The sequence below is a fragment of the Amycolatopsis sp. NPDC048633 genome (assembly GCF_040650695.1).
Taxonomy (GTDB): domain Bacteria; phylum Actinomycetota; class Actinomycetes; order Mycobacteriales; family Pseudonocardiaceae; genus Amycolatopsis.
Genome location: NZ_JBEZHS010000013.1, coordinates 162452 through 184386, shown reverse-complemented (window position 1 = coordinate 184386; position 21935 = coordinate 162452). Strand labels below are relative to the sequence as shown.

At 71.3% G+C, this 21935-nt stretch carries 11 protein-coding genes and 1 pseudogene; 10 read left to right on the top strand and 2 right to left on the bottom strand.

Annotated features, from left to right (window positions below; genetic code table 11):
* Nucleotide 1: 1 nt before the first annotated feature.
* The 10 genes from AB0C38_RS24195 (at nt 2) to AB0C38_RS24150 (ending at nt 19435) form a co-directional block, all read left to right on the top strand.
* The gene (locus AB0C38_RS24195; protein ID WP_360677124.1) at nt 2-454 is read left to right on the top strand and encodes an acyl-CoA thioesterase; all 453 of its coding nucleotides are present in this window, start codon (nt 2-4) and stop codon (nt 452-454) included.
* A gap of 100 nt (nt 455-554) precedes the next feature.
* Nucleotides 555-1040: a flavin reductase family protein gene (locus AB0C38_RS24190; RefSeq protein ID WP_360677122.1), complete on the top strand. Its 486-nt coding sequence runs from the start codon at nt 555-557 to the stop codon at nt 1038-1040.
* Complete coding sequence (locus AB0C38_RS24185; protein ID WP_360677120.1) at nt 1037-1210, top strand: DUF6222 family protein; 174 nt, start codon at nt 1037-1039, stop codon at nt 1208-1210. The genes AB0C38_RS24190 and AB0C38_RS24185 overlap by 4 nt, the downstream gene beginning before the upstream one ends.
* A gap of 96 nt (nt 1211-1306) precedes the next feature.
* On the top strand, nt 1307-1450 hold the full coding sequence (locus AB0C38_RS24180) for a hypothetical protein (protein WP_360677118.1): 144 nt from the start codon (nt 1307-1309) through the stop codon (nt 1448-1450).
* A 94-nt stretch (nt 1451-1544) separates the two neighbouring features.
* Complete coding sequence (locus AB0C38_RS24175; protein ID WP_360677116.1) at nt 1545-3413, top strand: amino acid adenylation domain-containing protein; 1869 nt, start codon at nt 1545-1547, stop codon at nt 3411-3413.
* Nucleotides 3410-10876 (top strand): amino acid adenylation domain-containing protein, encoded by a 7467-nt coding sequence (locus AB0C38_RS24170; protein WP_360677114.1) that lies wholly within the window; start codon nt 3410-3412, stop codon nt 10874-10876. Before AB0C38_RS24175 ends, AB0C38_RS24170 begins: the two co-directional genes overlap by 4 nt.
* Nucleotides 10860-12116, top strand: coding sequence for an MFS transporter (locus AB0C38_RS24165; protein WP_360677112.1), 1257 nt, complete (start codon nt 10860-10862; stop codon nt 12114-12116). The genes AB0C38_RS24170 and AB0C38_RS24165 overlap by 17 nt, the downstream gene beginning before the upstream one ends.
* Entirely contained in the window at nt 12113-13069 is a 957-nt protein-coding gene (locus AB0C38_RS24160) for a pyridoxal-phosphate dependent enzyme (RefSeq protein WP_360677110.1), read from the top strand. The genes AB0C38_RS24165 and AB0C38_RS24160 overlap by 4 nt, the downstream gene beginning before the upstream one ends.
* Before the next feature lies 1 nt (nt 13070).
* Nucleotides 13071-19211 carry an amino acid adenylation domain-containing protein gene (locus tag AB0C38_RS24155; RefSeq protein WP_360677108.1) on the top strand — a complete coding sequence of 2047 codons (6141 nt, stop codon included), beginning with the start codon at nt 13071-13073 and terminating at the stop codon, nt 19209-19211.
* Complete coding sequence (locus AB0C38_RS24150; protein ID WP_206792574.1) at nt 19208-19435, top strand: MbtH family NRPS accessory protein; 228 nt, start codon at nt 19208-19210, stop codon at nt 19433-19435. Before AB0C38_RS24155 ends, AB0C38_RS24150 begins: the two co-directional genes overlap by 4 nt.
* 442 nt (nt 19436-19877) lie before the next feature.
* Here AB0C38_RS24150 and AB0C38_RS24145 read toward each other — a convergent pair.
* A pseudogene (locus AB0C38_RS24145) lies at nt 19878-20391 on the bottom strand (transposase); the annotation flags it as partial.
* Between the two features lie 56 nt (nt 20392-20447).
* Nucleotides 20448-21854, bottom strand: a complete 1407-nt coding sequence (locus AB0C38_RS24140; protein ID WP_360677106.1) for a condensation domain-containing protein — start codon at nt 21852-21854, stop codon at nt 20448-20450.
* Nucleotides 21855-21935 lie beyond the last annotated feature (81 nt).

Genomic DNA, 21935 nt, shown 5'->3' with positions numbered 1-21935 from the left:
CATGACGGACTACTACGAGATCCGGCACACCGTCGGGTTCGAGGAGACCAACCTGGTCGGCAACGTCTACTACGTGAACTACCTGCGCTGGCAGGGACGTTGCCGGGAGATGTTCCTCAAGGAGAAGGCACCGACCGTGCTGGCGGAGCTTCGCGACGACCTGAAGCTGTTCACGCTGAAGGTCGAGTGTGAGTTCTTCGCCGAGATCACCGCGTTCCACGAGCTGTCCATCCGGATGCGGCTCGAGGAGCTGACCCAGACCCAGATCCAGTTCAGCTTCGACTACGTGCACCTGCACGAGGACGGCGACATCCTGGTCGCCCGCGGCAGGCAGCGGATCGCGTGCATGCGCGGCCCGAACACGAACACCGTCCCGGCCAGGGTTCCCGAGGAGCTGCGTGCCGCGCTCGCTCCGTACTCGGCGAACGCGGCCATGCCGACCGCGAGAGGATGACGTGGCCGACAACGGTTCCGCAGATGGCCATCGGCCGATAGCCAGGTTGCCGCGCCCGCCGACGCAACGGTTGTCGAGGCAGGCCTCGCAGCGCGAGGTGATGGCGCAGTTCGCCACCGGGGTCACCGTGCTCACCGCGGGCGGCCGGGACGGCCACGGGATGACGGCGAACGCGTTCACGTCGGTGTCGCTGGAGCCGCCGCTCGTGCTGTGCTGCGTGGCCAAGGCGGCGCGGATGCACGAGGTGATCATGTCCGCGCGGTCGTTCGCGGTTTCCGTGCTCGCCGGGGACCAGCAGGAGGTGGCGCGGCACTTCGCCGACTCGCGGCGGCCGCGCGGCCGGGCCCAGTTCGACGCCATCGAGTGGGTGCGCGGCCCGCGTACCGGTACCCCGCTGGTCGCCGGTGCCCTTGCCTGGCTGGAATGCGAGCTGGTCAAGGTGTACGGCGGGGGCGACCACTCGATCTTCGTCGGCGAGGTGCTCGAAGCCACTCGCGGCGTGGGTGATTCGGCGCTGCTCTTTCACGGCGGCCGGTTCGAGCACACCGGCACCGTGCCAGCCCACGACAGAAAGGCCATCTCGTGACTACCAACCAGGCCGCGGTGCCCGTCCCGATCGAGCCGAGAACCCCCGAACCGGTTGGCCGGCTCGGCCGGGGCATCGTGTGGAGCGACCTCGTCGCCGAAATGGAACGCGAGTGGGCGCGGCGAGGCCGCGAGAACCACGACGTCCGGGAGGACCGGAGGGCCGCCTGATGAGTTCCGACCCGGCCGAGCACTCGCGGCCGCCGGCCGGAGTGCGGGCGGCCCGGCGACGTCGGCGAGCCGGAACCGGAGCAGGCCCCGCCGACGATGGGCTCGCTCAGGCAGCGGCACGGCCTGCTGCGCGCGGAGATCGTCGCGGGGAACCGGAAGGCGGTCGCGCGGCAGCACTCGCTCGGCAAGCGCACCGCGCGGGAACGGCTGGAGCTGCTGCTCGATCGGCGGAACCGATAAACCGATAATGCCGAAGGTGGGGGCGTTTGTCTTGACACGGAAACCTTTGGGACAGTTGGCCAATTTCTCGCTGTTGTCGGTGGACGACGACGACATGATTGCAGAATCGAACGATACGGCCACGGAATTCGCCGATTCCGAGCGGTTGCTGCACGAATTGTTCCACCGCGCCGCGTTGCGGCACCCCGAAGAGCCGGCGGTCATCCACCCGGGCGGGCAGCTGACCTACCGGCAGCTCGGCGACCGGGTGAACGGGCTCGCCGCCCGGCTGCTCGCGACGGGTATGCGGCCCGGTGACGCCGTCGCGATCGTCATGGACAAGGGGTGGGAGCAGGTCGTCGCCTCGCTCGCGGTGCCCGCGGCGGGCGGGTTCTTCGTGCCGGTGGATCCGCGGGTGCCGCGGGATCGGTTGCACCACCTGCTCGACCACGCGGGCGCCGCCGTCGTGGTGACCCAGCCCTGTCTGGTCGAAGGGGTGGACTGGCCGGACGGCGCCGTCGTGCTGGACGTCCCGGACACCGAGCCGGGCACGCGGGAGCCGGTGAGCACGCCGGACCGGGGCCCGGACGACCTCGCCTACGTGATCTACACCTCCGGTTCGACCGGTGCACCCAAGGGCGTGATGATCAACCACCGCGGTGCGGTGAACACCTGCCTGGACATCAACGAGCGGTTCGGGGTCACCACCGGGGACCGCGTGCTCGCCTTGTCGGCGCTGACGTTCGACCTCGCCGTGTACGACGTGTTCGGTGTGCTGGCCGCGGGCGCGACGATCGTGGTCCCGGCGCCCTCTCCGGCACCGGATCCGGACTACTGGGCGGAGTTGACCCACCGGACCGGGGTGACCGTGTGGAACTCCGTGCCCGCGCTGATGGAACTCGCGGTCGCCGCGGCGCGGCCAGGGGCATTGGCGAGCCTTCGCCTCGTCATGCTGAGCGGGGACTGGATCCGCGTCGGGCTCCCGGCCGACGTCGCACGCGCCTGCCCGGACGCCAAGGTCATCAGCCTCGGTGGTGCCACGGAGGCGTCGATCTGGTCGATCCTCCACGAGATCGGCGACGTCGACCCCGCATGGACGAGCATTCCTTACGGGCGGCCGATGGCGAACCAGACCTTCCACATACTCGACAAGGCGATGTCCCCCTGTCCGATCGGTGTGCCCGGTGATCTCCACATCGGCGGGGTCGGCGTGGCGATGGGCTACTGGAATGCCCCGGAGCTGACCGCGGCGAGCTTTGTCGACCACCCGGAGACCGGCGCTCGGATCTACCGCACCGGTGACCTCGGGCGGTACTTGCCGGACGGGACGATCGAGTTCCTCGGCCGGGACGACTTCCAGGTGAAGATCCAGGGTTTCCGAATCGAGCTCGGTGAGGTCGAGGCCGCGCTGCGGCAGTGCACGGGTGTGGCGGACGCGGTCGCGGCGGCCGAGGTTGGCGACGGTGGTGCGCGGCTGGTGGCCTTCGTCCGGGGCGCCGACGGGCTGAATCCCGAGCAGCTGCGTGCGGATATGGGGCGGACGCTGCCCGCGTACATGGTCCCGTCGAGTGTCGTCGTCGTCGGCAGCTGGCCGCTGACGGGGAACGGGAAGGTGGACCGGGCCGCCCTGGTGAGCGGGCACCTCCCGGTCGCGGAGGGCGGTGGGGAGCCGCGGGACGCACTCGACGAGCTGCTGGCCGAGCTGTGGGCCGACACGCTCGACCGGGACGCGGTCGGCACCCGCGACAGCTTCTTCACGCTCGGTGGCCAGTCACTGCTCGCCGCCCGGCTCGTGATGGCCATCAACGCGGTTCTCGACCTCGCGGTGCCGGTCCGGGCGCTGTTCGAGGCGCCCACGGTCGTCGCCTTCCGGGACTGGCTCGAGGTCAAGCCGGAGGTCGACGCAGACGCGCTGCTCGGCACCGCGGAGGCGTTGCTCGCCGACGGGTACGAGATGGACGACGACGAGAGCACGGCTCGATGACCGCCTCACCCAGGAGGCGTCCCGCCGCCGTGCGCGCAGCCCTGCGCAAGGCCGCCGCCGGGACCGGCGCCTACCCCGACGAGCAGCGTCTCGTGCCATCCGCTGGCCAGGAACGGCTGTGGTTCCTCGACCAGCTCTCCCCTGGCAGCTCGGCCTACAACGTGCCGCTCGCGTTCCGGCTGAGCGGCCCGTTCGACGTCGCCGCAATGGGCCAGGCCCTCGCCGCGGTCGTCACGCGGCACGACTCACTCCGCTCGAACATCGTCGCCGCGGATGGCACGCCGGTGCTCACGATCACCCCGGACCACCGGGTCATCATCGCCGTCGACGACATCGGCAGCGACGCCGCCAGCGAGCAAGCCTGGCTCGGCAGGCACATCCGGGCGCCGTTCGACCTGGGCCGCGACCCGCTCGTGCGTGCCCGGCTCGCCAGGTTCGGCGCGGATCACCACCTGCTGCTGGTGGTGATCCACCACGCCGTGTGCGACGGATGGTCCCAGGACGTCCTGGTTCGCGAACTGTCCACTGCGTACGATCAACTTGTCCGAAATGGACAGATGAACCTGCCGCCGGCGCCGGCACAGTACCCGGACTTCGCCGCGTGGCAGCGGGAGCGGCTCGCCGAGCGCAGCGCGGCCGAGCTGGCTCACTGGCGCGAGCACCTCGCGGGTGCGCCGGAGTTGCTCGAGCTGCCGACCGACTTCCCGCGCCCGTCCGCCGCCACCCTGCGCGGAGACGACCTGCCGGTCACCGTGTCTCCGGAGACCTCGCGCAAGCTGCGAGCCCTCGCCCGGGCCGAGGGCACGACGCTGTTCCCGGTGCTGCTCGCCGCGTTCCAGACGCTGCTCGCCCGCTACACCGGCAGCCGCGACGTGGTCGCGGGCACGCCCATGGCGGGCCGGGTCCGAGGTGGCACCGAGGATGTGATCGGGTTCTTCGTCAACACGGTGCCCTTGCGGGTCGACGTCGGCGACGCGTCAGTACGGGAGCTGGTGACCCGCTGCCGGGAAGCGACGCTCACCGCCTACGAACACCAGGAACTGCCACTCGAACTGCTCGCCGACCGCGTGCGCGGCACCGGGCACGACACCCTCGTCCGCGCGCTCGTCCAGCTCGACGACGCACCACGCGTGCTCGCGGCGGGTGGCGCGGAGTGGACGCCGGTGGCGGTCACCAACGGCGCCGCCCGCTTCGACCTCGACTTCGTGGCGGTCGACGGCGGGGAGCTGACCGGGCGGCTGCGCTACGCCCGTGACCTGTTCACCCGGGCGACCGCGGAGCGCATGGCGGGTCACCTCGGTCTGGTGCTCGCGGCGTTCGCCGAGGACCCCGACCAGCAGGCGCTGGATATTCCACTGTGGACGGACAAGGAGCGGGCGCTGGTCCGCGCCGCCAACGACACCTCGGTGCCGGTACCCGGCGCGTGCCTGCACGAGCTGGTCTCCGCGCAGGTGGCGAGAACTCCGGACCTGATCGCCGTCGCCGACGAGCACACCGAGCTGACCTTCCGCGAGCTCGACCGGCGGGCCAACCGGCTCGCTCACCGGTTGCGCGAGCTCGGTGCCGGACCGGACATCCTGGTCGGGGTCTGCCTGCCGCGATCGACAGAGCTCGTCGTGGCCCTGCTCGCGGTCCTCAAGGCAGGTGCGGGCTACCTGCCGCTCGAACCCGACCTCCCGCCGGTACGGCTCGGACGCATGGTCGCCGATGCGCGCCCGGTCGCGGTCGTGACCGAGGCCGAAGCGACCCGCGCACTGCGGAGCACCGACCTGCCCCCGGTCGTCCTCCTCGACCGCGACGACCTCACGAACCTCCCGGACGGAGCACCCGGCACCGGCGTGACACCGGATGCCACCGCATACGTGATCTACACCTCCGGCTCGACCGGGTCGCCGAAGGGAGTCGCGATCCCGCACCGGGCCGTGGTCAACCACCACCTCTGGCTCGCCGGCGAGCTGGGCCTCGACCGCGCCGACGTCGTCCTGCAGAAGACACCGTTCGGGTTCGACGTCTCCGTCTGGGAGCTGTTCCTGCCGCTGATGACGGGAGCGCGCATGGTGCTGGCCCGTCCCGGAGGCCACCGCGACCCGCGCTACCTCGCCGAGCTGATCGACCACGCGGGCGTGACCGCGGCACACTTCGTGCCGTCGATGCTGCGGACCTTCGTCGACGCCACCGGAGTCCCCGCCGGCACGAGCCTGCGCGTGATCATCTGCAGCGGTGAGGCGCTACCCGGTGACCTGCGCGACCGGGTGCTCGCCGAGTTCGACGGCTCCCTGCTCAACCTGTACGGCCCGACCGAGACCACGATCCACAGTACCGGCGCCTGGGCGTCCACAACGGACCACGGCGCGGTCGCGTCGATCGGCCGTCCGATGTGGAACACCACGGCGCACGTACTCGATCCCGACGGCAGGCAGGCGGGGTTCGGGCTGCCGGGCGAGCTGTACCACGGCGGGATCGCGGTCGGCCGGGGTTACCTGCACAAGCCGGGGCTGACCGCGGAGCGATTCGTGCCCGACCCCACCGTGCTCGGAGGCCGGCGCTACGCGACCGGCGACGTGGTCCGCTGGCGGCCAGACGGCACGCTCGAGTTCCTCGGCCGCACCGACCACCAGGTCAAGGTCAACGGGCAGCGGATCGAACCGGCCGAGATCGCGGCCGCCCTCGCCGCGCACCCGGCGGTGGGCGAGGTCGCGGTGCGCCCGGTCGCCGACCGGGCGGGCACCACCACACTCGCCGCGTACCTCACCGTCACCGGTCCGACGCCCGGACCGGCGGAGCTGCGTGCCCACCTCCGAGAACACCTGCCGGCAGGCTGGGTGCCGCAGCACTTCGTCGTGCTGGACGCACTGCCGCGCACAGCCAACGGCAAGCTCGACCGGGACGCGCTCCCCGCACCCGAACCGGCACCGGCGAGCAGCACGCCCCTCCGGACCGATGGCGAGCGTGCACTGGCCGGAATCTGGGCCGAGGTGCTCGGCAGGGCGGACATCGGCGCCGACGCCCGCTTCTTCGACCTCGGCGGCCACTCACTCCAGTTGATCCAGATGGTGGTGCGGCTCGAGCGCGCGACCGGGGTGCGAGTTCCGGTGCAGATCGCGTTCGAGGCGGCCACGCTCGCCGACCTCGCCCAGTACGTCGAGGCACAGGCCGGTGGCGAGAGCACGCCGCCGGTCCGAGTGTCGCGTCGAAGCGGCACCGACGCGCTGTCATACGGCCAGGAACGGCTGTGGTTCCTCGACCGGCTGGTGCCCGGCTCCCCGGCCTACAACGTGCAGCTGGTGCTCGCGCTGCCCGAACTACTGGACGTGCCCGCACTGCGGGCGGCACTCACCGAGGTCGTGCGCCGCCACGAGATCCTCCGCACCGTCTACGACGACACCGGCAGTGGTCCGGCCGGCCGGTTGCTGCCGGCCGAGCCGGTGCCACTTCCGGAGGTGGACCTGACGGCGCACGCGGACCAGGACGGCGCGGTCCGTGCCGCGGCCGACACCCAGGCGCGGCTCCCGTTCGATCTCGCCACCGGACCGTTGCTGCGGGCCGAGTTGCTGCTGCGGGCCGGTCGGCCGGTGCTGGTGCTGACGATGCACCACATCGTCACCGACGGCTGGTCGCTCGGGCTGCTCGTCGACGAGTTGGCCGGGCTGTACCACGGGCGCACGCTCGCCGAGCCCGCGCTCCAGTACGCCGACTACGCCGCGTGGCAGCGGGACTGGATGGCGGGCGAGCGGCTGGACCGCGAGCTCGACCACTGGCGGTCCGTGCTGGACGGGGCACCCGCGATCCTCGACCTGCCGGGCACCAGCGTCCGGCAACCCGTGCCGACCTACCGCGGCGGCATCCGGCGGTTCATGCTCGACGCCGGCCTCACCTCGGCGGTGCGTGCGGTGGCCATGGCGCACGGCGCGACGCCGTTCATGGTGCTGCTGACCGGGTTCACGCTGCTGCTCGCCCGGTTCGGCGGCAAGGACGACCTCGTGGTCGGCACGCCGGTGGCCGGGCGTGCGACCTCGGAACTGGAGGACGTGCCCGGCTTCTTCGTCAACACCGTCGCGCTGCGCGCCGATCTGTCCGGCGCCACGACCTTCGCGGACGCGCTGACGGTCGTGCGAGACGCGGCAGTCGCCGCCTACGAGCACCAGGACGTGCCGTTCGAGAAGGTCGTCGAGGCGGCGGCGCCGCACCGAGACCTCGCCCACCAGCCGTTCCACCAGGTCATGTTCGAGCTGGACGCGCCCCGCCCGGCCGGCGAGACGTGGGCCGAGGTGTTGCCGGTCGGCGTATCCAACGACACGGTCAAGAACGACCTGACCCTGGTCGCCACCGACTCGGGCGACCGGTTCGACTGCGGGCTTCGGTTCGCCACCGACGTGTTCGCCGGTGCGGAGGCGGACGTCCTTGTCGAGGGATGGCGCACCATCCTGGCCGCCATGGTCGCCGACCCGTCCGCACCGCACGCCGACGTGTCGCTGCTGACCGCGGCGGGACAGGCCCTGCTCGACCGCGCGGGCGACACCGCCACACCGGTCCCCGACACCGGAGTGGCCGCGCTGGTCGCCGCGCGGGCGGCGCTGCACCCGGACGCGGACGCGGTGGTGTGCGGGGACGAGGTCGTGACGTACCGGGATCTGGACCGCCGGGCCGCCCGGCTGGCGGGCCGGCTCACGGCATTGGGCGCCGGACCCGAACGGCTCATCGCGGTGCGGCTGCCGCGCGGCGTCGACCTCGTCGTCGCCCTCCTCGCCGTCTGGCGCACCGGAGCGGGCTTCGTCGCATTGGATCCGGAGCTGCCGCCGCGGCGGGCCGCGGACGTGCTCGCCGACGCACGGCCCGACCTCGAGCTCACCGAACTGCCCCCACTCGAGGACGGGCCCGAGCCGCCGCCGCGGCTCGTCCACCCGGACGGCCGCGCGTACGTCGTCTACACCTCCGGTACGACCGGCACCCCGAAGGGCATCTCCGGCACCCATCGCGGAGTCGCCAACTACCTGGCCGATCTGAGCCGGGCCGGTCTCGTCACCGCTGCCGACACGGTGACGGCGTTGACCACCGTGTCCTTCGACGCGTCGCTACGCGACCTGCTGCTCCCGCTCGCCGTCGGCGCACGCGTCGTCCTCGTGCCGGGCGGTGCGGCCGATCTCGACGCGGTTGCCGGCGCCATCGCCGAGACGACGGTCGTGCCCGCCGTCGTGCCGTCGCTGCTGCGCATGCTCACCACACGCGGGAGGCGGTGGCCGGATCTGCGGACCGTGCTGGTCTCCGGTGAGCCGCTGCACCCCGAGGACGTGGCCGCGGTGGCGGCCGTCGCGCCGAATGCGGCCGTCTACAACATGTACGGGCCCAGCGAAACGACCATGACCACCACCCGTCACCGCGTACGGCCCGGCGCGACCAACCGGATCCCGGTGGGCACGGCGATCGGCAACACTCGTGTCGAGGTGCTCGACGAACGGTTGCGCCCGGTGGGGATCGGCATGCCGGGCCGCGTCTTCATCGGTGGCGCGGGCCTCGCACGCGGCTACCACCGGCAGCCGGGGCGCACCGCCGAGCGGTTCGTTCCCCACCCCACCAGGGCCGGGGAACGGTTGTACGACACCGGTGACCGCGCCAGGTACCTGCCTGACGGGACTCTGCAGTACCTCGGGCGCACCGACCACCAGCTCAAGGTCAACGGGGTGCGCATCGACCCGAGCGAGATCGAGGCAGCGCTGTGCGCGCACCCCGCGATCGCCGAGGCCGCGGTGCACGCACCCGGCGGCAGGCTGGTGGCGTGCGTGGTGCCGGCGGGCACTTTGCCCACGCCCCAGCGCATCCGCGCCGATCTGGCCGACCGGCTGCCCACCACCCACCTCCCGGCCGGTTTCGTCCCGCTCGACCGGCTCCCGCGCACCACGACCGGGAAGATCCGCCGCGATGCGCTCCCCGGACCTGCGGCGGAGGCGGTGCCCGACCAGCACCCGCGCGACGGTGTCGAGGAGCTGATAGCCCGCGTTTGGTGCGACGTCCTCGACGTGCCGGAAGTCGGGGTGCACCAGGACTTCTTCATCCTCGGCGGACACTCGCTGCTCGCCGCACGGACCGTCGCCGGGCTACGGGAGTCGCTGGGCGTAGTGCTGCCGGTGCGTGCGTTGTTCGAGAGCCCGACTGTCGCGGAGCTCGCGACGCGGGTCCGTGACGCGGAAGCCGACCCGCTGCCCGAGCTCGTGCCGGCTTCGGGCGAGCCGGTGCTGACCGCCGCGCAGCGTCGGTTGTGGTCCCTGGAACGGAGTTCCGGGCGGTATGCGTTCTACAACGTGCCGATTGTCCGGCGGCTGCGCGGCGAGCTCGACCACGACGCGCTGGCGACGGCCCTCACTGGGCTCGTCGCACGGCACGACGCGCTGCGGACGGTCTTCCCCGCGCACGGCCCGCAGCTCCGGCCGCCCGCGCCGGTGCCGCTCGAGGTGGTCGACGTGGCTCCCGCCGACCTGGCAGGTGCGGTCGCGGCGCGGGCCGGGCAGCCGTTCGACCTGGCGGCCGGGCCATTGCTGCGTGCGACGCTGCTGCGGCAGGGCCCGCGGGACCACGTCCTGTGCGTGGTCATCCATCACCTCGTCGCCGACGGGTGGTCGGTCGGCCTGGTTCTCCGCGACCTCACCGCGCTATACCAGTCCACTGTGGAGCTTCCGTCGGTCGCGCGGTACGCGGACTTCGCCGCGTGGCAGCGGGCATATCTCACCCCCGAGTTCGTCGCGGCCGAATTCGACCACTGGCGTCGCGAACTCGCCGGGGCCGGCGCGCTGTTCGAGCTGCCACCGGACTACCCGCGGCTCACCGGGCCCGACCGGCCGACCCGTGGCAGGGTGACCCGCACCCTCACGGCTGGGCAGAGCGCCCGGGTCCATGAGCTGTGCCGCCAGCTGCGGGCGACACCGTTCATGGTGCTCATGGCGGCGTTCCAGGCCGCGCTCGGCACACGGTTCGGCCGGGACGACTTCACGGTCGCGGTGCCCATGGCCAATCGCGACCGCCCGGAGCTCGACGCGATGGTGGGGTACGTCGCGAACATGGTGGTGCTGCGGGCCGATCTGACCGGCCGGCCGGACTTCGCCACGCTGGTCGACCGCACGCGGGGCCGGGTGCTCGACGCCCAATCCCACCGCCACCTGCCGTTGGAACTCCTGCTCGACGAGTTGGCGCCCGACCAGGCCGCGAGCCACGCGCCGCTCGCGCAGGCGCTGTTCAACATGCAGGACTTCCCGCACCGCGCCGTCGAGGTTGCCGGACTGGAGATCGAGCACACCGGCCTGAACGAGGTCTGGGCCCGCTACCCGATCACGCTGTTCGCGCACGACCGGCCGGGAGGTGTGTTCCTCGACCTGATCTACGACCAGGAGCTGTTCGACCCGGGCCGGGCTGGGTCGCTCCTGGACACGATGGTGACAGCGACCGAGGCGGAGGGCGATGACCTTGCTGCGTAACGGCCCGTTCGTGCGCCTGTGGACGGGGCAGACGATCTCCGAGCTCGGCTATCACCTCTCGCTGGTGGCGTTGCCACTGGTCGCGGTGATCCAGCTCGACGCGACGGCCACCGAGATGGGGCTGTTCGTCGGCGTCGGCATGGCACCCATGGCGTTCGCATGGCCGTTCTTCGGGGTGCTCGCCGACCGGGTCGACCGCCGCCGGATGCTGGTCGCGACCTACACCGGCCGCGCGGTGCTGCTCGGTTCGCTGCCGGTCGCGGCGCTACTCGGCCTGTTCTCCATGCCGTGGCTGATAGTCGTGTACTTCCTGGTCAGCACGCTGCACGTGGCGTTCAGTGTGGTGTCGCCCTCGCTGCTGCCCGCGCTGGTGAGCGGGCGCGAGCTGGTGGACGCCAACAGCAAGCTGGAACTCACCCGTTCCGCCGCGATGATCGTCGGTCCGTCGATCGCCGGGTTCCTGGTGGAGTTGCTCGGCGCCGCCAACACCGTCGCCATCGACGCGGTCTGCTACCTGGCGGCAGCCGGGTTGATCGTCACCCTCACCGTGCCGAAGCGGGCGGGGGCGGCGGAAACGACCGCGGCGCCCCCGGCGGCCTCGGTCTGGCGGGACATCCGCGAAGGCCTCTCGACCGTGTTCGGCGACCGGCTGCTGCGCCCGATGGCGATCTCGTCCGGGATCATGAACGCCTTCTTCTACATCCGCACCCCGATCCTCGCCCTGTTCGTGCTGGAGGACCTCGGTTTCTCGGCCGGGAGTCTCGGGCTGATCCTGGCCGCGGCCGGGCCGGGCGCGCTGGTCGGCTCGTTCGTCGTGCGCAGGGTCAACGACCGAGTCAGCCTCGGCACCACGGTGACCTGGGCGGCGTTCATCGCGGGCGGGCCGGTGCTGATCGTCCCACTGGTGCCGGACAACAGCTTGTGGAGCCTGGGGTTGCTGATGCTGTCGACCTTCACGGTGAGCGCGGGGGTGCAGACCTATAGCATCAGCCTGGTCAGCGCGCGGCAGATCATGACACCCGACCACCTGCTGGGGCGGGTGAACGCGACGTTCCGCTGGGTCGCCTGGGCGGCCACCCCGGTCACCGCGGTGGTGAGCGGGCTGCTCGCGGAGCTCTTCGGGCTGCGTGGGGCGATCGCGGTCGCGGGCGCCGGACTCCTGCTCCCCGCCCTGTTCCTGGCGTTCTCACCAGTCCGCGGCACCCGGATCGTCCCAGGCCTGGCGGGACAGCCGTCATGACGCTCGCCCACGACGACATGATGCCGCCGGCGGAGTACCTGGGCGCCCACCGCACGGCCATCGAGGAGGCGGCCCGGCGGGTGCGGTCCCGCATCCGGCACACGCCGCTGCGCGCGCTGCCCTGCGGGACCTGGCTCAAGCTCGAGTCGATGCAGGTGTCGGGGTCGTTCAAGATGCGCGGTGCGTACAACGCCCTGCTGCGGCTGCCCGGTCACCCCGCGGGTGTGGTCGCCGCCAGCTCTGGCAATCACGCCAAGGCGGTGGCCACCGCCGGGCGGGCGCTGGGCATCGCGGTGACGGTGGTGGCACCGGAGAACGTGCTGCCCACGAAGCTCGCTGCCGTCCGCGACCTCGGCGCCGAGGTGATCACCCACGGCGTCACCTTCGGCAACCGCGACGGGCTGGCCCGCGCGATCGCCGCCGAACGCGGCTGGCCGTTCGTGCACTCCTCCGACGACTGGGACGTCATCCATGGTCAGGCCACAGTCGCCGAGGAGATCATGGCCGCGGTCCGGGATCTCGCGACCATCGTGGTGCCGGTCGGCGGTGGCGGCCTGCTCGGCGGTACCGCTCTCGCGGTCAAATCCCGTGCCCCGCACGTCGCGGTCATCGGGGTGGAGCCGGAACGGGCCGCGGACGCCGCGGCCAGCCTGCGCACCGGCAGGCTGCACCGGCTCCACGGCGAGGCCGACACCATCGCCGACGGGGCCCGGGTGGCGAACCTCGGCGAACGGCCTTTCGAGGTCGTTGTCGGCAGGGGGCTGGTCGACGACATCGTCACCGTCTCCGAGGACAGCATCCGCACCGCGTGGCACACCATGGCAGACGTGCCAGCCGAACCGACCGCGGCGCTGCCGCTCGCCGCGCTGCTCGACAGAGCGGTTCCCGCCGGCACCGGCACGGTGCTGGTCATCAGCGGCGGCAACGTCAAACGCCCCGCATCGGAGACGTGAGATGGACCTTCGCCCGACCCCGGATCTCATCGAGGAGCAGTGCCACCGCGCCCCGGACGCGACGGCGGTGACGTTCGAAGGCACCCACCTCACCTTTGCCGAGCTCGATGACCGGGCCGCGCGGTTCGCGGCCCGGCTGCGCGAGCTCGGCGTCGGCGCGGAAACGGTGGTCGGCGTGTGCCTGCCGCGCGGCATCGACCTGATCGTCACGCTCGTCGCGATCTGGCAGGCGGGTGGGGCGTACGTGCCGCTCGACCCGGACTACCCGCGGGAGCGGCTGCGGTACATGGTCGCCGACGCCGCCCCGGCGGTGCTGATCACCGACACCACCGACCGGGCGGGAGCGCTGCTCGACGACAACGAGCACCGGCCCGAGTTGGTGTGCCTCGACCGGGACCGCGGCACGGTCCTGGCCGGGGCCCGGATCGACCTACGCGTCCGTACCGCGCCGGACAACCTCGCTTACGTCATCTACACGTCGGGCTCGACCGGGCGGCCGAAGGGCACGATGCTCGACCACCGGTCGGTGGCCAACTACCTTGCGTGGACCAGGGATCTGCTGCCGGTCGGCGCCGGCGATGCCGTGCTGCTGCGCACCGCGATCAGCTTCGACCCGTCCGTGTGGGAACTGTTCCTCCCGTTGACCACCGGCGCCCGGCTCGTCGTGCCGAAGCAGGACGGGCACCGCGAGCCCGACTACCTGTCCGCGTTGATCGCCAGGGAACGAGTCACGGTCGCGCAGTTCGTGCCGTCGCTGCTGCACCTGTTCCTCGACGAGGCCGACCCGGCCTCGTGCGCGAGCCTGCGCTGGCTGGTGGCGGGCGGCGAGGCGCTGCCCGCCGCCCTGGCCGACCGGGTGGCGGCGGCGCTCGACGTCGAGTTCTACAACTTCTACGGGCCGACCGAGACCACGATCTCCTCGACGTTCGCCCGGTGCCGGGGCGGCGAGTCACCCGTGCCGATCGGGGTCGCTGTGCCCGGCAACACGCTGCACGTGCTCGACGAGCACCTGCGCCCGGTCCCGCCCGGCACACCGGGTGAGCTGCACATCGGGGGCGTCGCGGTGTGCCGGGGCTACTTCCGCAGACCTGGCCTGACCGCAGACCGGTTCGTGCCCGATCCGACCGTGCCCGGCGGACGCCTGTACCGGACCGGTGACCTGGTCCGCGAGCGTCCGGACGGGCAGCTCGACTACCTCGGGAGGCTGGACAACCAGATCAAGGTCAACGGAGTCCGGGTCGAGGCGGGCGAGATCGAGGCGGTGCTCACCGGCCACCCGGGGGTCGCGGCCGCCGTGGTCCACCAGCGCGACGGACGGCTCGTCGCCTACGTGGTGACCCGTCCCGGCACGCCGGGGCCGGGCGCGCGGGAGCTGCGCGAGCACCTCGCGGACTCGCTGCCCGCCATGGTCGTGCCGCGGTACTACGTGACGTTGTCGCGTTTTCCGCTCAACCCCGCGGGAAAGGTCGACCGAGCCGCGCTCCCCGCGCCCGGCCCGGAGCGGGCCGAGGACCACGTCGCGCCGTCGAACGACCTCGAACGGCGGCTCGCCGGGATCTGGTCGGCGGTACTGGGTGCCGACGGGGTCGGCGTGACCGACCACTTCCTCGACGTCGGCGGGCACTCGCTCGCGGGGATCCGGATCGTCACCAGGATCGCGCGGCAGCTGGGCGTCCGGCTCACGCTCGCCGACCTGTTGCGTGCCGGCACGGTCGCGGGTCTCGCCGACCTGATCTCCACCCGGGGGCGGGACGCGGCGGACGAACCGCGGCCGCTGCCGCGTGACGGACGGCCGCTGCCGCTGTCGTTCGCGCAGGAGCAGCTGTGGTTCGTCGAGCAGGTGGGAGACCAGGCAGGCACCTACAACCTGGCGCTGGCCCTGCACCTGTCCGGGCCCCTCGATGTCGACGTGCTGCGCGAGGCGGTCACCGGGTTGCTCGCCCGCCACGAGACGCTGCGAACGACCTTCCACGCCGAGAACGGTGTGCCGTACGCCCAGGTGCACCCGCCCGGGGCGGCGAGGATGGCGGTCGAGGATGTCGCACCGGACGAGGTGGCCGCCGCGCTGGCCGAGGAGACCGCGCGGCCATTCGACCTGGCGACGTATCCGCTGGTGCGGGCACGGGTCTTGCGGGTCGGCGCGGACGAGCACGTTCTGGTCGTCGTGGTGCACCACATCGTCGCCGACGGGATGTCGTTGGACGTGCTCGCTCGCGACCTCGGCTCGATCTACGCGGGTGCGGAACTGCCCGTGCCCGCCATGCAGTACGCCGACTTCGCCGCCTGGCAACGAGAGCGGCTCACCGGCGCTCGCCTCGACGCCGGGCTCTCGTACTGGAAGTCCACTTTGGATGGTGCGGAGCTCGTGCTCGACCTGCCGAGTGACCTGGTGCGCCCGGCGGTGCAGGACTTCCGCGGCGGCCGGGTCTCGTTCACCGTCGACGGCATCTTGTGTGCCCGGCTGCGCAAGCTCGCCAGGGCCGGGCAGGCCACGCTGTTCATGGTGCTGCTGGCCGGCTACCAGGCACTGCTCGCCCGGTACACCGGCCGGGACGACGTGCTGGTCGGATCCCCTGTCTCCGGGCGGGACCACGTCGACCTCGAGCCGCTGGCCGGGCTGTTCGTCAACACGGTCGTGTTTCGCACCTCGGTGTCCGGCGACCCGAGTTTCCGGCAGCTGCTCGATCGGGTGGCCGCGACCGCGCTCGGCGCCTACGCGCACCGGGACGTGCCGTTCGAGCGTCTCGTCGAGGCGCTGGCACCGGACCGCGACCTCACCCGGCATCCCATCGTGCAGGCGCAGTTCGTCGTGGAGAGCGATCCAGCGGCCGGCTTCGCCGTGCCCGACCTTGCCGCGCGCTCGGTGCCGGTCCCGGTGGGCGGGGTCAAGTGTGACTTGCGGCTCGCGGTGACCGAGCACGCCGGCGGCCTGGCCGGGACGCTCGAGTTCGACAGAGACGTCGTCGACCAGGCCTGGGCGGAGACGTTCGTGGCGCACTGGCTGCGGCTGCTCGACCTCGTCGCCGCCGAACCGGACCGCCCGGTAATGCGCGTGCCGCTCACCCCGGCACCGGTCCCGCGACGGGGCACCCCCGCGGTGGCCGACCCGTGGGAGCCGGTGGCCCGGCAGATCGCTGCCCGGCCGGACCGGGTCGCGGTGCGTGCCGCCGGGACCGACGTCACGTACGCCGAGCTCGGCGCCCGCGTCGACCGCCTCGCCACCCGGCTCGTGGCGGCCGGTGCGGGACCGGAGACGCTCGTCGCCGTCCACCTCGGCCGGGACGCGGAGCTGGTCGTCGCCCTGATGGCGGTGTGGCGGGCCGGAGCGGGGTTCGTGCCGCTCGACCCGGAGCACCCGCCTGCTCGGCTGGCCGGAATCCTCGACGACACCAGCCCCGGCGTGTTGCTGACGAAGAAACCTCTGCCGGGGTTCGCGGGCCCGGTGGTCCAGGCGGGCGACATGCCGGTCGACCGGATCGCGGAGTTCCCCCGGGCCGAGCCGGACAGCCTGGCCTACGTCGTGCACACCTCCGGCTCGACCGGGGCGGCCAAGGGGATCGCGGGCACGCGCCGCGGCGTGGCGAACTATCTCGCGGATATGCGGCGGCGCGAGTACGCGGGCCCTGGTGACACCGTGGCGGCGATGACGACCGTCTCGTTCGACGCGAGCCTGCGCGACCTCGTGTTCCCGCTGACGGTCGGCGCGCGGATCGCGCTGCTGACCGACGGGGTGGCCGATCTGGACACGGCCGTCGACGTGCTCGCAGCCGAACCGGTAAGCGTGGTCGCGTCCGTCGTCCCGTCGGTCCTGCGGGTGCTCACCGGCCACCTCGTCCGGCGCAGGGTCACGCTGCCGGCGCTGCGCACCGTCCTGGTCAGCGGCGAGCCGCTGCACGCGGGTGACGTCCTCGACCTCACCGTGGTCGCGCCCTCGGCGCGCGTGGTCAACATGTACGGCCCCAGCGAGACGACGATGACGACCACCGCACACGAGGTCCGGGCGCCCGCGGTGCACCGCCACGTGCCGGTCGGCCAGCCGATCGACGGCACGTGGGTCGAGTTGCTCGACGACGAGATGATCCCGGTGGGCACGGGCCTGCCCGGCCACGTCTACGTCGGTGGCGCCGGCCTGGCCCGCGGCTACCACGGCAACCCGACGCTGACCGCGGACCGGTTCGTGCCCCACCCAACGCTGCCGGGGCAACGCCTCTACCGCACCGGCGACCGGGCCAGGCACCTGCCCGACGGCAACCTGCAGTACCTCGGGCGGTCCGACGACCAGCTCAAGGTCAACGGCGTCCGCTTCGACCCGGCTGACGTGGAGGCGGCGCTGCGGGCGCACCCGACCGTCGGCCGGGCGGCCGTCGCGGTGCACGGGGTGCTGGTGGCGTACGTGGTCGCGGACCCCGCCGTGGCGGCGGTCGCGGAACCGGTCGTGCTGCGCGCGTTCCTCGCCGAGTCGCTGCCGCACGCGCTCGTGCCGTCGGCATACGTGCCGCTGACCGAGCTGCCCACGACACCGACGGGGAAGCTCGCCCGGCGCGCGCTGCCGGCCCCACCGGAGCCCGCGATGGCAGGCGGGCGGGCGCCGGAAACGGAGGCGGAACGGGTCCTGGCGGCCGTCTGGGCGCAGGTGCTCGACGTGCCGGCACCGGCGGCGGACGCCAACTACTTCGCGCTCGGCGGCGACTCGATCCGCGCCATCCAGATCGTCGCGCGGGCGGCGAGCGCCGGGCTGCACCTGACCCCGCGGCAGTTCTTCGCCCACCAGACGATCGCCGAGCTCGCCGCGGTCGCCACACCGGTCGAGGCACCGGTCGCCATACCGCCGGAGTGGGCCGCCCGGCGTGCGGCGATACTGCGCCGCGACCCGGCCGCGGCGGACGCGTACCCGCTGGCACCGACCCAGGAAGGCATGCTCTTCCACGTACTCGCCGAACCGGGCAGCGGTCTGTACGTCAGCCAGACGGTGTGGCCGCAGGAGGGTCTCGACCCGGACACGTGCACCGCGGCGTGGGCGGAGCTGGCGCGCCGCCACCCGGTGCTGCGCACCCGTTTCCTGCTCGACGACCGGCAAGAACCGTGGCAGGTGGTGGACCGGCACGCCACATCGGCCGCCGACGTCGTCCTCGGCACCGCCTGGCCGCCGGACACCCACCGCAAACGGCTCGAGGAGCTGTTGATGACCGACCGCATGCGGGGCTTCGACCTGTTCGAGGCGCCGCTGGTCCGGCTGACCATGGTCGACCTCGCAGACGGGGACTGGGTGGTCGCGTTGACCAGCCATCACCTCATGCTGGACGGCTGGAGCCTCGTCGCGCTGGTCGACGAGTACCTCACCGTGTACGACGCGCTCCGCGCCGGCGCACCGCCACCGCACGACCCGGCGCCGTCCTGGTCGGCGCACATCGCGTGGCTCCGTGCGCAGGACCACGAGCGGGCCCGCCCGTTCTGGCAGCGGTACCTGGCGGGCTTCCGCGAGCCGACCCCACTGCCGTCGCACGCGTCCGGCGGGTCGGGGCACGCGCAGTGCGAGCGCCTGCTCGACCTCGGTGACCGGCTGACCGGATTCACGACGACACACCGGGTCACCGCGAACACGGTGCTGCAGGCGGCGTGGGGTCTGGTGTTGTCCCGGTACGCGGGCACCCCGGATGTCGTCTTCGGCGTGACGCGCAGCGGCCGGTCAGCGGAACCGGACAACACCCGCATGCTCGGGATGTTCATCAACACGCTGCCGGTGCGGGTCACCATCCCGGCGGACGGGGACCTGGTGACGTGGCTGCAAGACAACCAGCGCCACCAGGCGGAGCTGCCGTCGGACCATACACCGCTGGTGCGGGTGCACGGCTGGAGCGAGGTGCCGGGCAATGTGCCGCTGTTCGAGACCATCCTGGTGGTCGAGAACTATCCGGTGCGCGAGTCGGTCCGCGAACGACTCGCGCCGGCGGGCGCCACCGCGGTATCCGCGAAGACGTGGACGAACTACCCGTTCACCCTGGTGGTCACACCGGGCGACCGGATGCGCCTCGAAGCCGTGTTCGACCGAGGGCGGTACGACGACCGCTTCGTGGCGCACGTGCTCGCCAACTTCGAAGCCGTGCTGGACAACATCATCACCGACACCGAGGAGCCGCAATGACGTACCGGGTGGTCGTCAACGACGAGGAGCAGTACTCGATCTGGCCGGCGGACCGCGAAGGCCCGCCCGGCTGGACCGCGACCGGGTTCACCGGCACGAAGGAGGAGTGCCTGTCCCACATCGACGAGGTATGGACCGACATGCGCCCGGCAAGCCTACGTCGCGCCATGTCTACTTCGGACGGACCGGTCACGGGACAACGTGTCTCGAAGCACCCGGGCTAGCTGGACAGCTGGGTGTAGTCGCGGATTCAGCCAATGCTCGGGGCGCAGGAGGATGCGGACCATGCGTCCGGTGGCGGCAGGGGCGCTTTCGACGTGGGCGTCGGCGCCATCGGGGCCGAGGTAGCGGCTGGCGAGGCCCAGCGTTGCTCGACGGTGACGGAGTCCTCGATCGCGATGATCGAGCCCTCGCTGAGGCGTGCTGCGGCTCAACCAGCTCGGCGTGCTCCCGCACCCCGGTTGGACGCTGAATTTGCAGCAACGATGACCGCTATCGGGGTTCCTGGCGTTGAACGTGCAACAATTAAACGCACGAGCTACCTGCCCATGCGCAAATGGTGAGATCTACACAAAGTTCAGCCCGCTGGTGGCGTCCGCACTGCGACGCAGGTGGCGTACTGGCTGACGTTGATGTCGGTCGCACTACGTCGCCGAGACACTGCCCTACCCAGCGGTGGCGGCCGAGCTTCTCGCTGGTGTCGTAGGCCTTGTCCGCGTGGAGCTTGCCAGGCTTGCGGCGACGTGGGCCACGGCGGGATCGGATCGCGGGGATCGCCTTCACCAGGGGCTTGAGCGCGTGGGAGTCGTTAGTGTTCGCGGCCGAGACACCAACGACAAGCGGCACCCCACCGCGTTCGGACATGACGTGGATCTCCGAACCGGGCTTGCCGCGGTCGACCGGACTCGGCCCGGTCAGCGATCCCCCTTTTCGCACGCACCGATGCCGCATCAACGATGACGCGGGACCAGTCGGCCTGAAACGGTACCCCGAACGACGGCGGCAGATCCCGCCACGAACACCCACTGGTCACCACGTACTCGATCGCGGTGAACACCGCACGAGCCGGCAACGGCGCCGTCCCGCCACCCTGCCGGCGAGCCCGGCACTCCGGAACCAACGGCTCCACCAGCACCCACAACTCGTCCGGCACCAACCGCATCGACAACCGATCAACCACGACCCAAGATCATGGACACAAGATCATGAAATCCCACTTGTCGTCGAATGGGGTCGTCACCGCTGCTCCAATCGCTCGCCCAAATCACGCGACGCACTTCGCAGAAGCAGCACCACGTCGTCGGGGCCGGTCACCAAGTTCTTCAGTTCAGCACGGAATCGGCTAACCCACTGCGCGATAGAGCTTCGGTCAACGAGCCCGTCCTTGTACGCGATATTACCGATAAGCTCGCCCGTCGTGTCAACGGTGAGTGTCCACAATACGCCGTCCGGGATATCCGACGTGCGTGATTGTGAGCCGAGCCGCCGCCGAATCTCGCTGTACTCCAGGTCCCCCACTCGGGTGCCGTCGAGAGGGAAGGGAAAAGGAAAGACTTGGAAGATGATCGGAACCTCATTGTCCACCATCATCGGTCGCATGAACTCGGGTGCTTCGCCCGGGATCGCCGGAATGTCGTGGACGTATGCCTCCAGGCAGGTGTTTCGAGTGAGCTGCAGCACGTCCCGATACTTGGCGCATGCCGTGACATCCACGCGGATCGGTACGAAATTAAAGAATAGACCGACCGCCTCGTCGAAACGGCCATAACCACGGCCAGGCGTCAGTGTCGGGGTGGAGATGTCCGTCGCTCCGGACATCCGGTTGACCGCGATCGTGAAAGCGGCGAGGAGCACCATGAAGGAGGACCCACGCACTTCCCTGGCCAGCGCGGACACGCCAGCCATCAGCTCAGCGTCCACTTCGAACCGGTACATGGCTGTTGTCTGCGGCAAGCCCCTCGATCGCGGCCGGTCCGCAGGCATGGTCAGGGTTTCCCCACCTCGCAGCTTATCCTGCCAGTAACGACGCGACGAATTCTCGGCGGGGCCGCCCAATCTTTCAAGCTGCCACGTCGTGAAGTCGCGATACTGCTGCGGCTCTGCGAGCTCATGGCCCCCGTGTCCGGTCCGGGTCGCATATCGGGCCGCGATATCGCGAAAGATAACCTGCACGGACCACCCGTCCGCGGCCGCATGGTGCACGACGAGCACGAGCAGGGCGTCGTGGTCGTCGAACCGGTTGAGGACCGCGCGAAGTTTCGGTACCGAGGATGCGTCGAAGTCTGCAGTCTCCTCCTCGACAAGCAAGGCGTCGATTCGGCGTCCCCGCTCTTCCGGCTCGATCCCTGGAAGATCCCGAACGGTCAGTTCCGCGGGAGCCGGCTGATGGACGACCTGGCACCGCGCTTCCGGATCACGGATGATCACAGAGCGCAACGCATCGTGGCGCACGACGATGTCATCGAGCGCGCGCTGCAACGCCTGCACGTCGACCTGTCCATGGATGCGCCACCCGTGGACGATATGGTGACGAGGACCAAACGGCCCCTCGGCGTCGCCCTGATCGAGGGCACATAGGAACTCTTGATTCGCTGACAGCGGCCACCGCTCGCCAGCGCCAGTCGAAGTGTCCATGGTCGTCATGGTTTCTTACCTTCTGCCAGGTGTTTCGGGCCGGTCGTAGGGTTCGCGGCACCCAGGGGTGCCGGGTATGACTTTCATGCC

Excerpts from the sequence above, each read along its gene's own strand:
- AB0C38_RS24195 (WP_360677124.1), top strand. The coding sequence starts at position 2 with ATGACGGACTACTACGAGATCCGGCACACCGTCGGGTTCGAGGAGACC.
- AB0C38_RS24190 (WP_360677122.1), top strand. The coding sequence starts at position 555 with ATGGCGCAGTTCGCCACCGGGGTCACCGTGCTCACCGCGGGCGGCCGG.
- AB0C38_RS24180 (WP_360677118.1), top strand. The coding sequence starts at position 1,307 with ATGGGCTCGCTCAGGCAGCGGCACGGCCTGCTGCGCGCGGAGATCGTC.
- AB0C38_RS24175 (WP_360677116.1), top strand. The coding sequence starts at position 1,545 with ATGATTGCAGAATCGAACGATACGGCCACGGAATTCGCCGATTCCGAG.
- AB0C38_RS24170 (WP_360677114.1), top strand. The coding sequence starts at position 3,410 with ATGACCGCCTCACCCAGGAGGCGTCCCGCCGCCGTGCGCGCAGCCCTG.
- AB0C38_RS24165 (WP_360677112.1), top strand. The coding sequence starts at position 10,860 with ATGACCTTGCTGCGTAACGGCCCGTTCGTGCGCCTGTGGACGGGGCAG.
- AB0C38_RS24160 (WP_360677110.1), top strand. The coding sequence starts at position 12,113 with ATGACGCTCGCCCACGACGACATGATGCCGCCGGCGGAGTACCTGGGC.
- AB0C38_RS24155 (WP_360677108.1), top strand. The coding sequence starts at position 13,071 with ATGGACCTTCGCCCGACCCCGGATCTCATCGAGGAGCAGTGCCACCGC.
- AB0C38_RS24150 (WP_206792574.1), top strand. The coding sequence starts at position 19,208 with ATGACGTACCGGGTGGTCGTCAACGACGAGGAGCAGTACTCGATCTGG.
- AB0C38_RS24140 (WP_360677106.1), bottom strand. The coding sequence starts at position 21,854 with ATGACGACCATGGACACTTCGACTGGCGCTGGCGAGCGGTGGCCGCTG.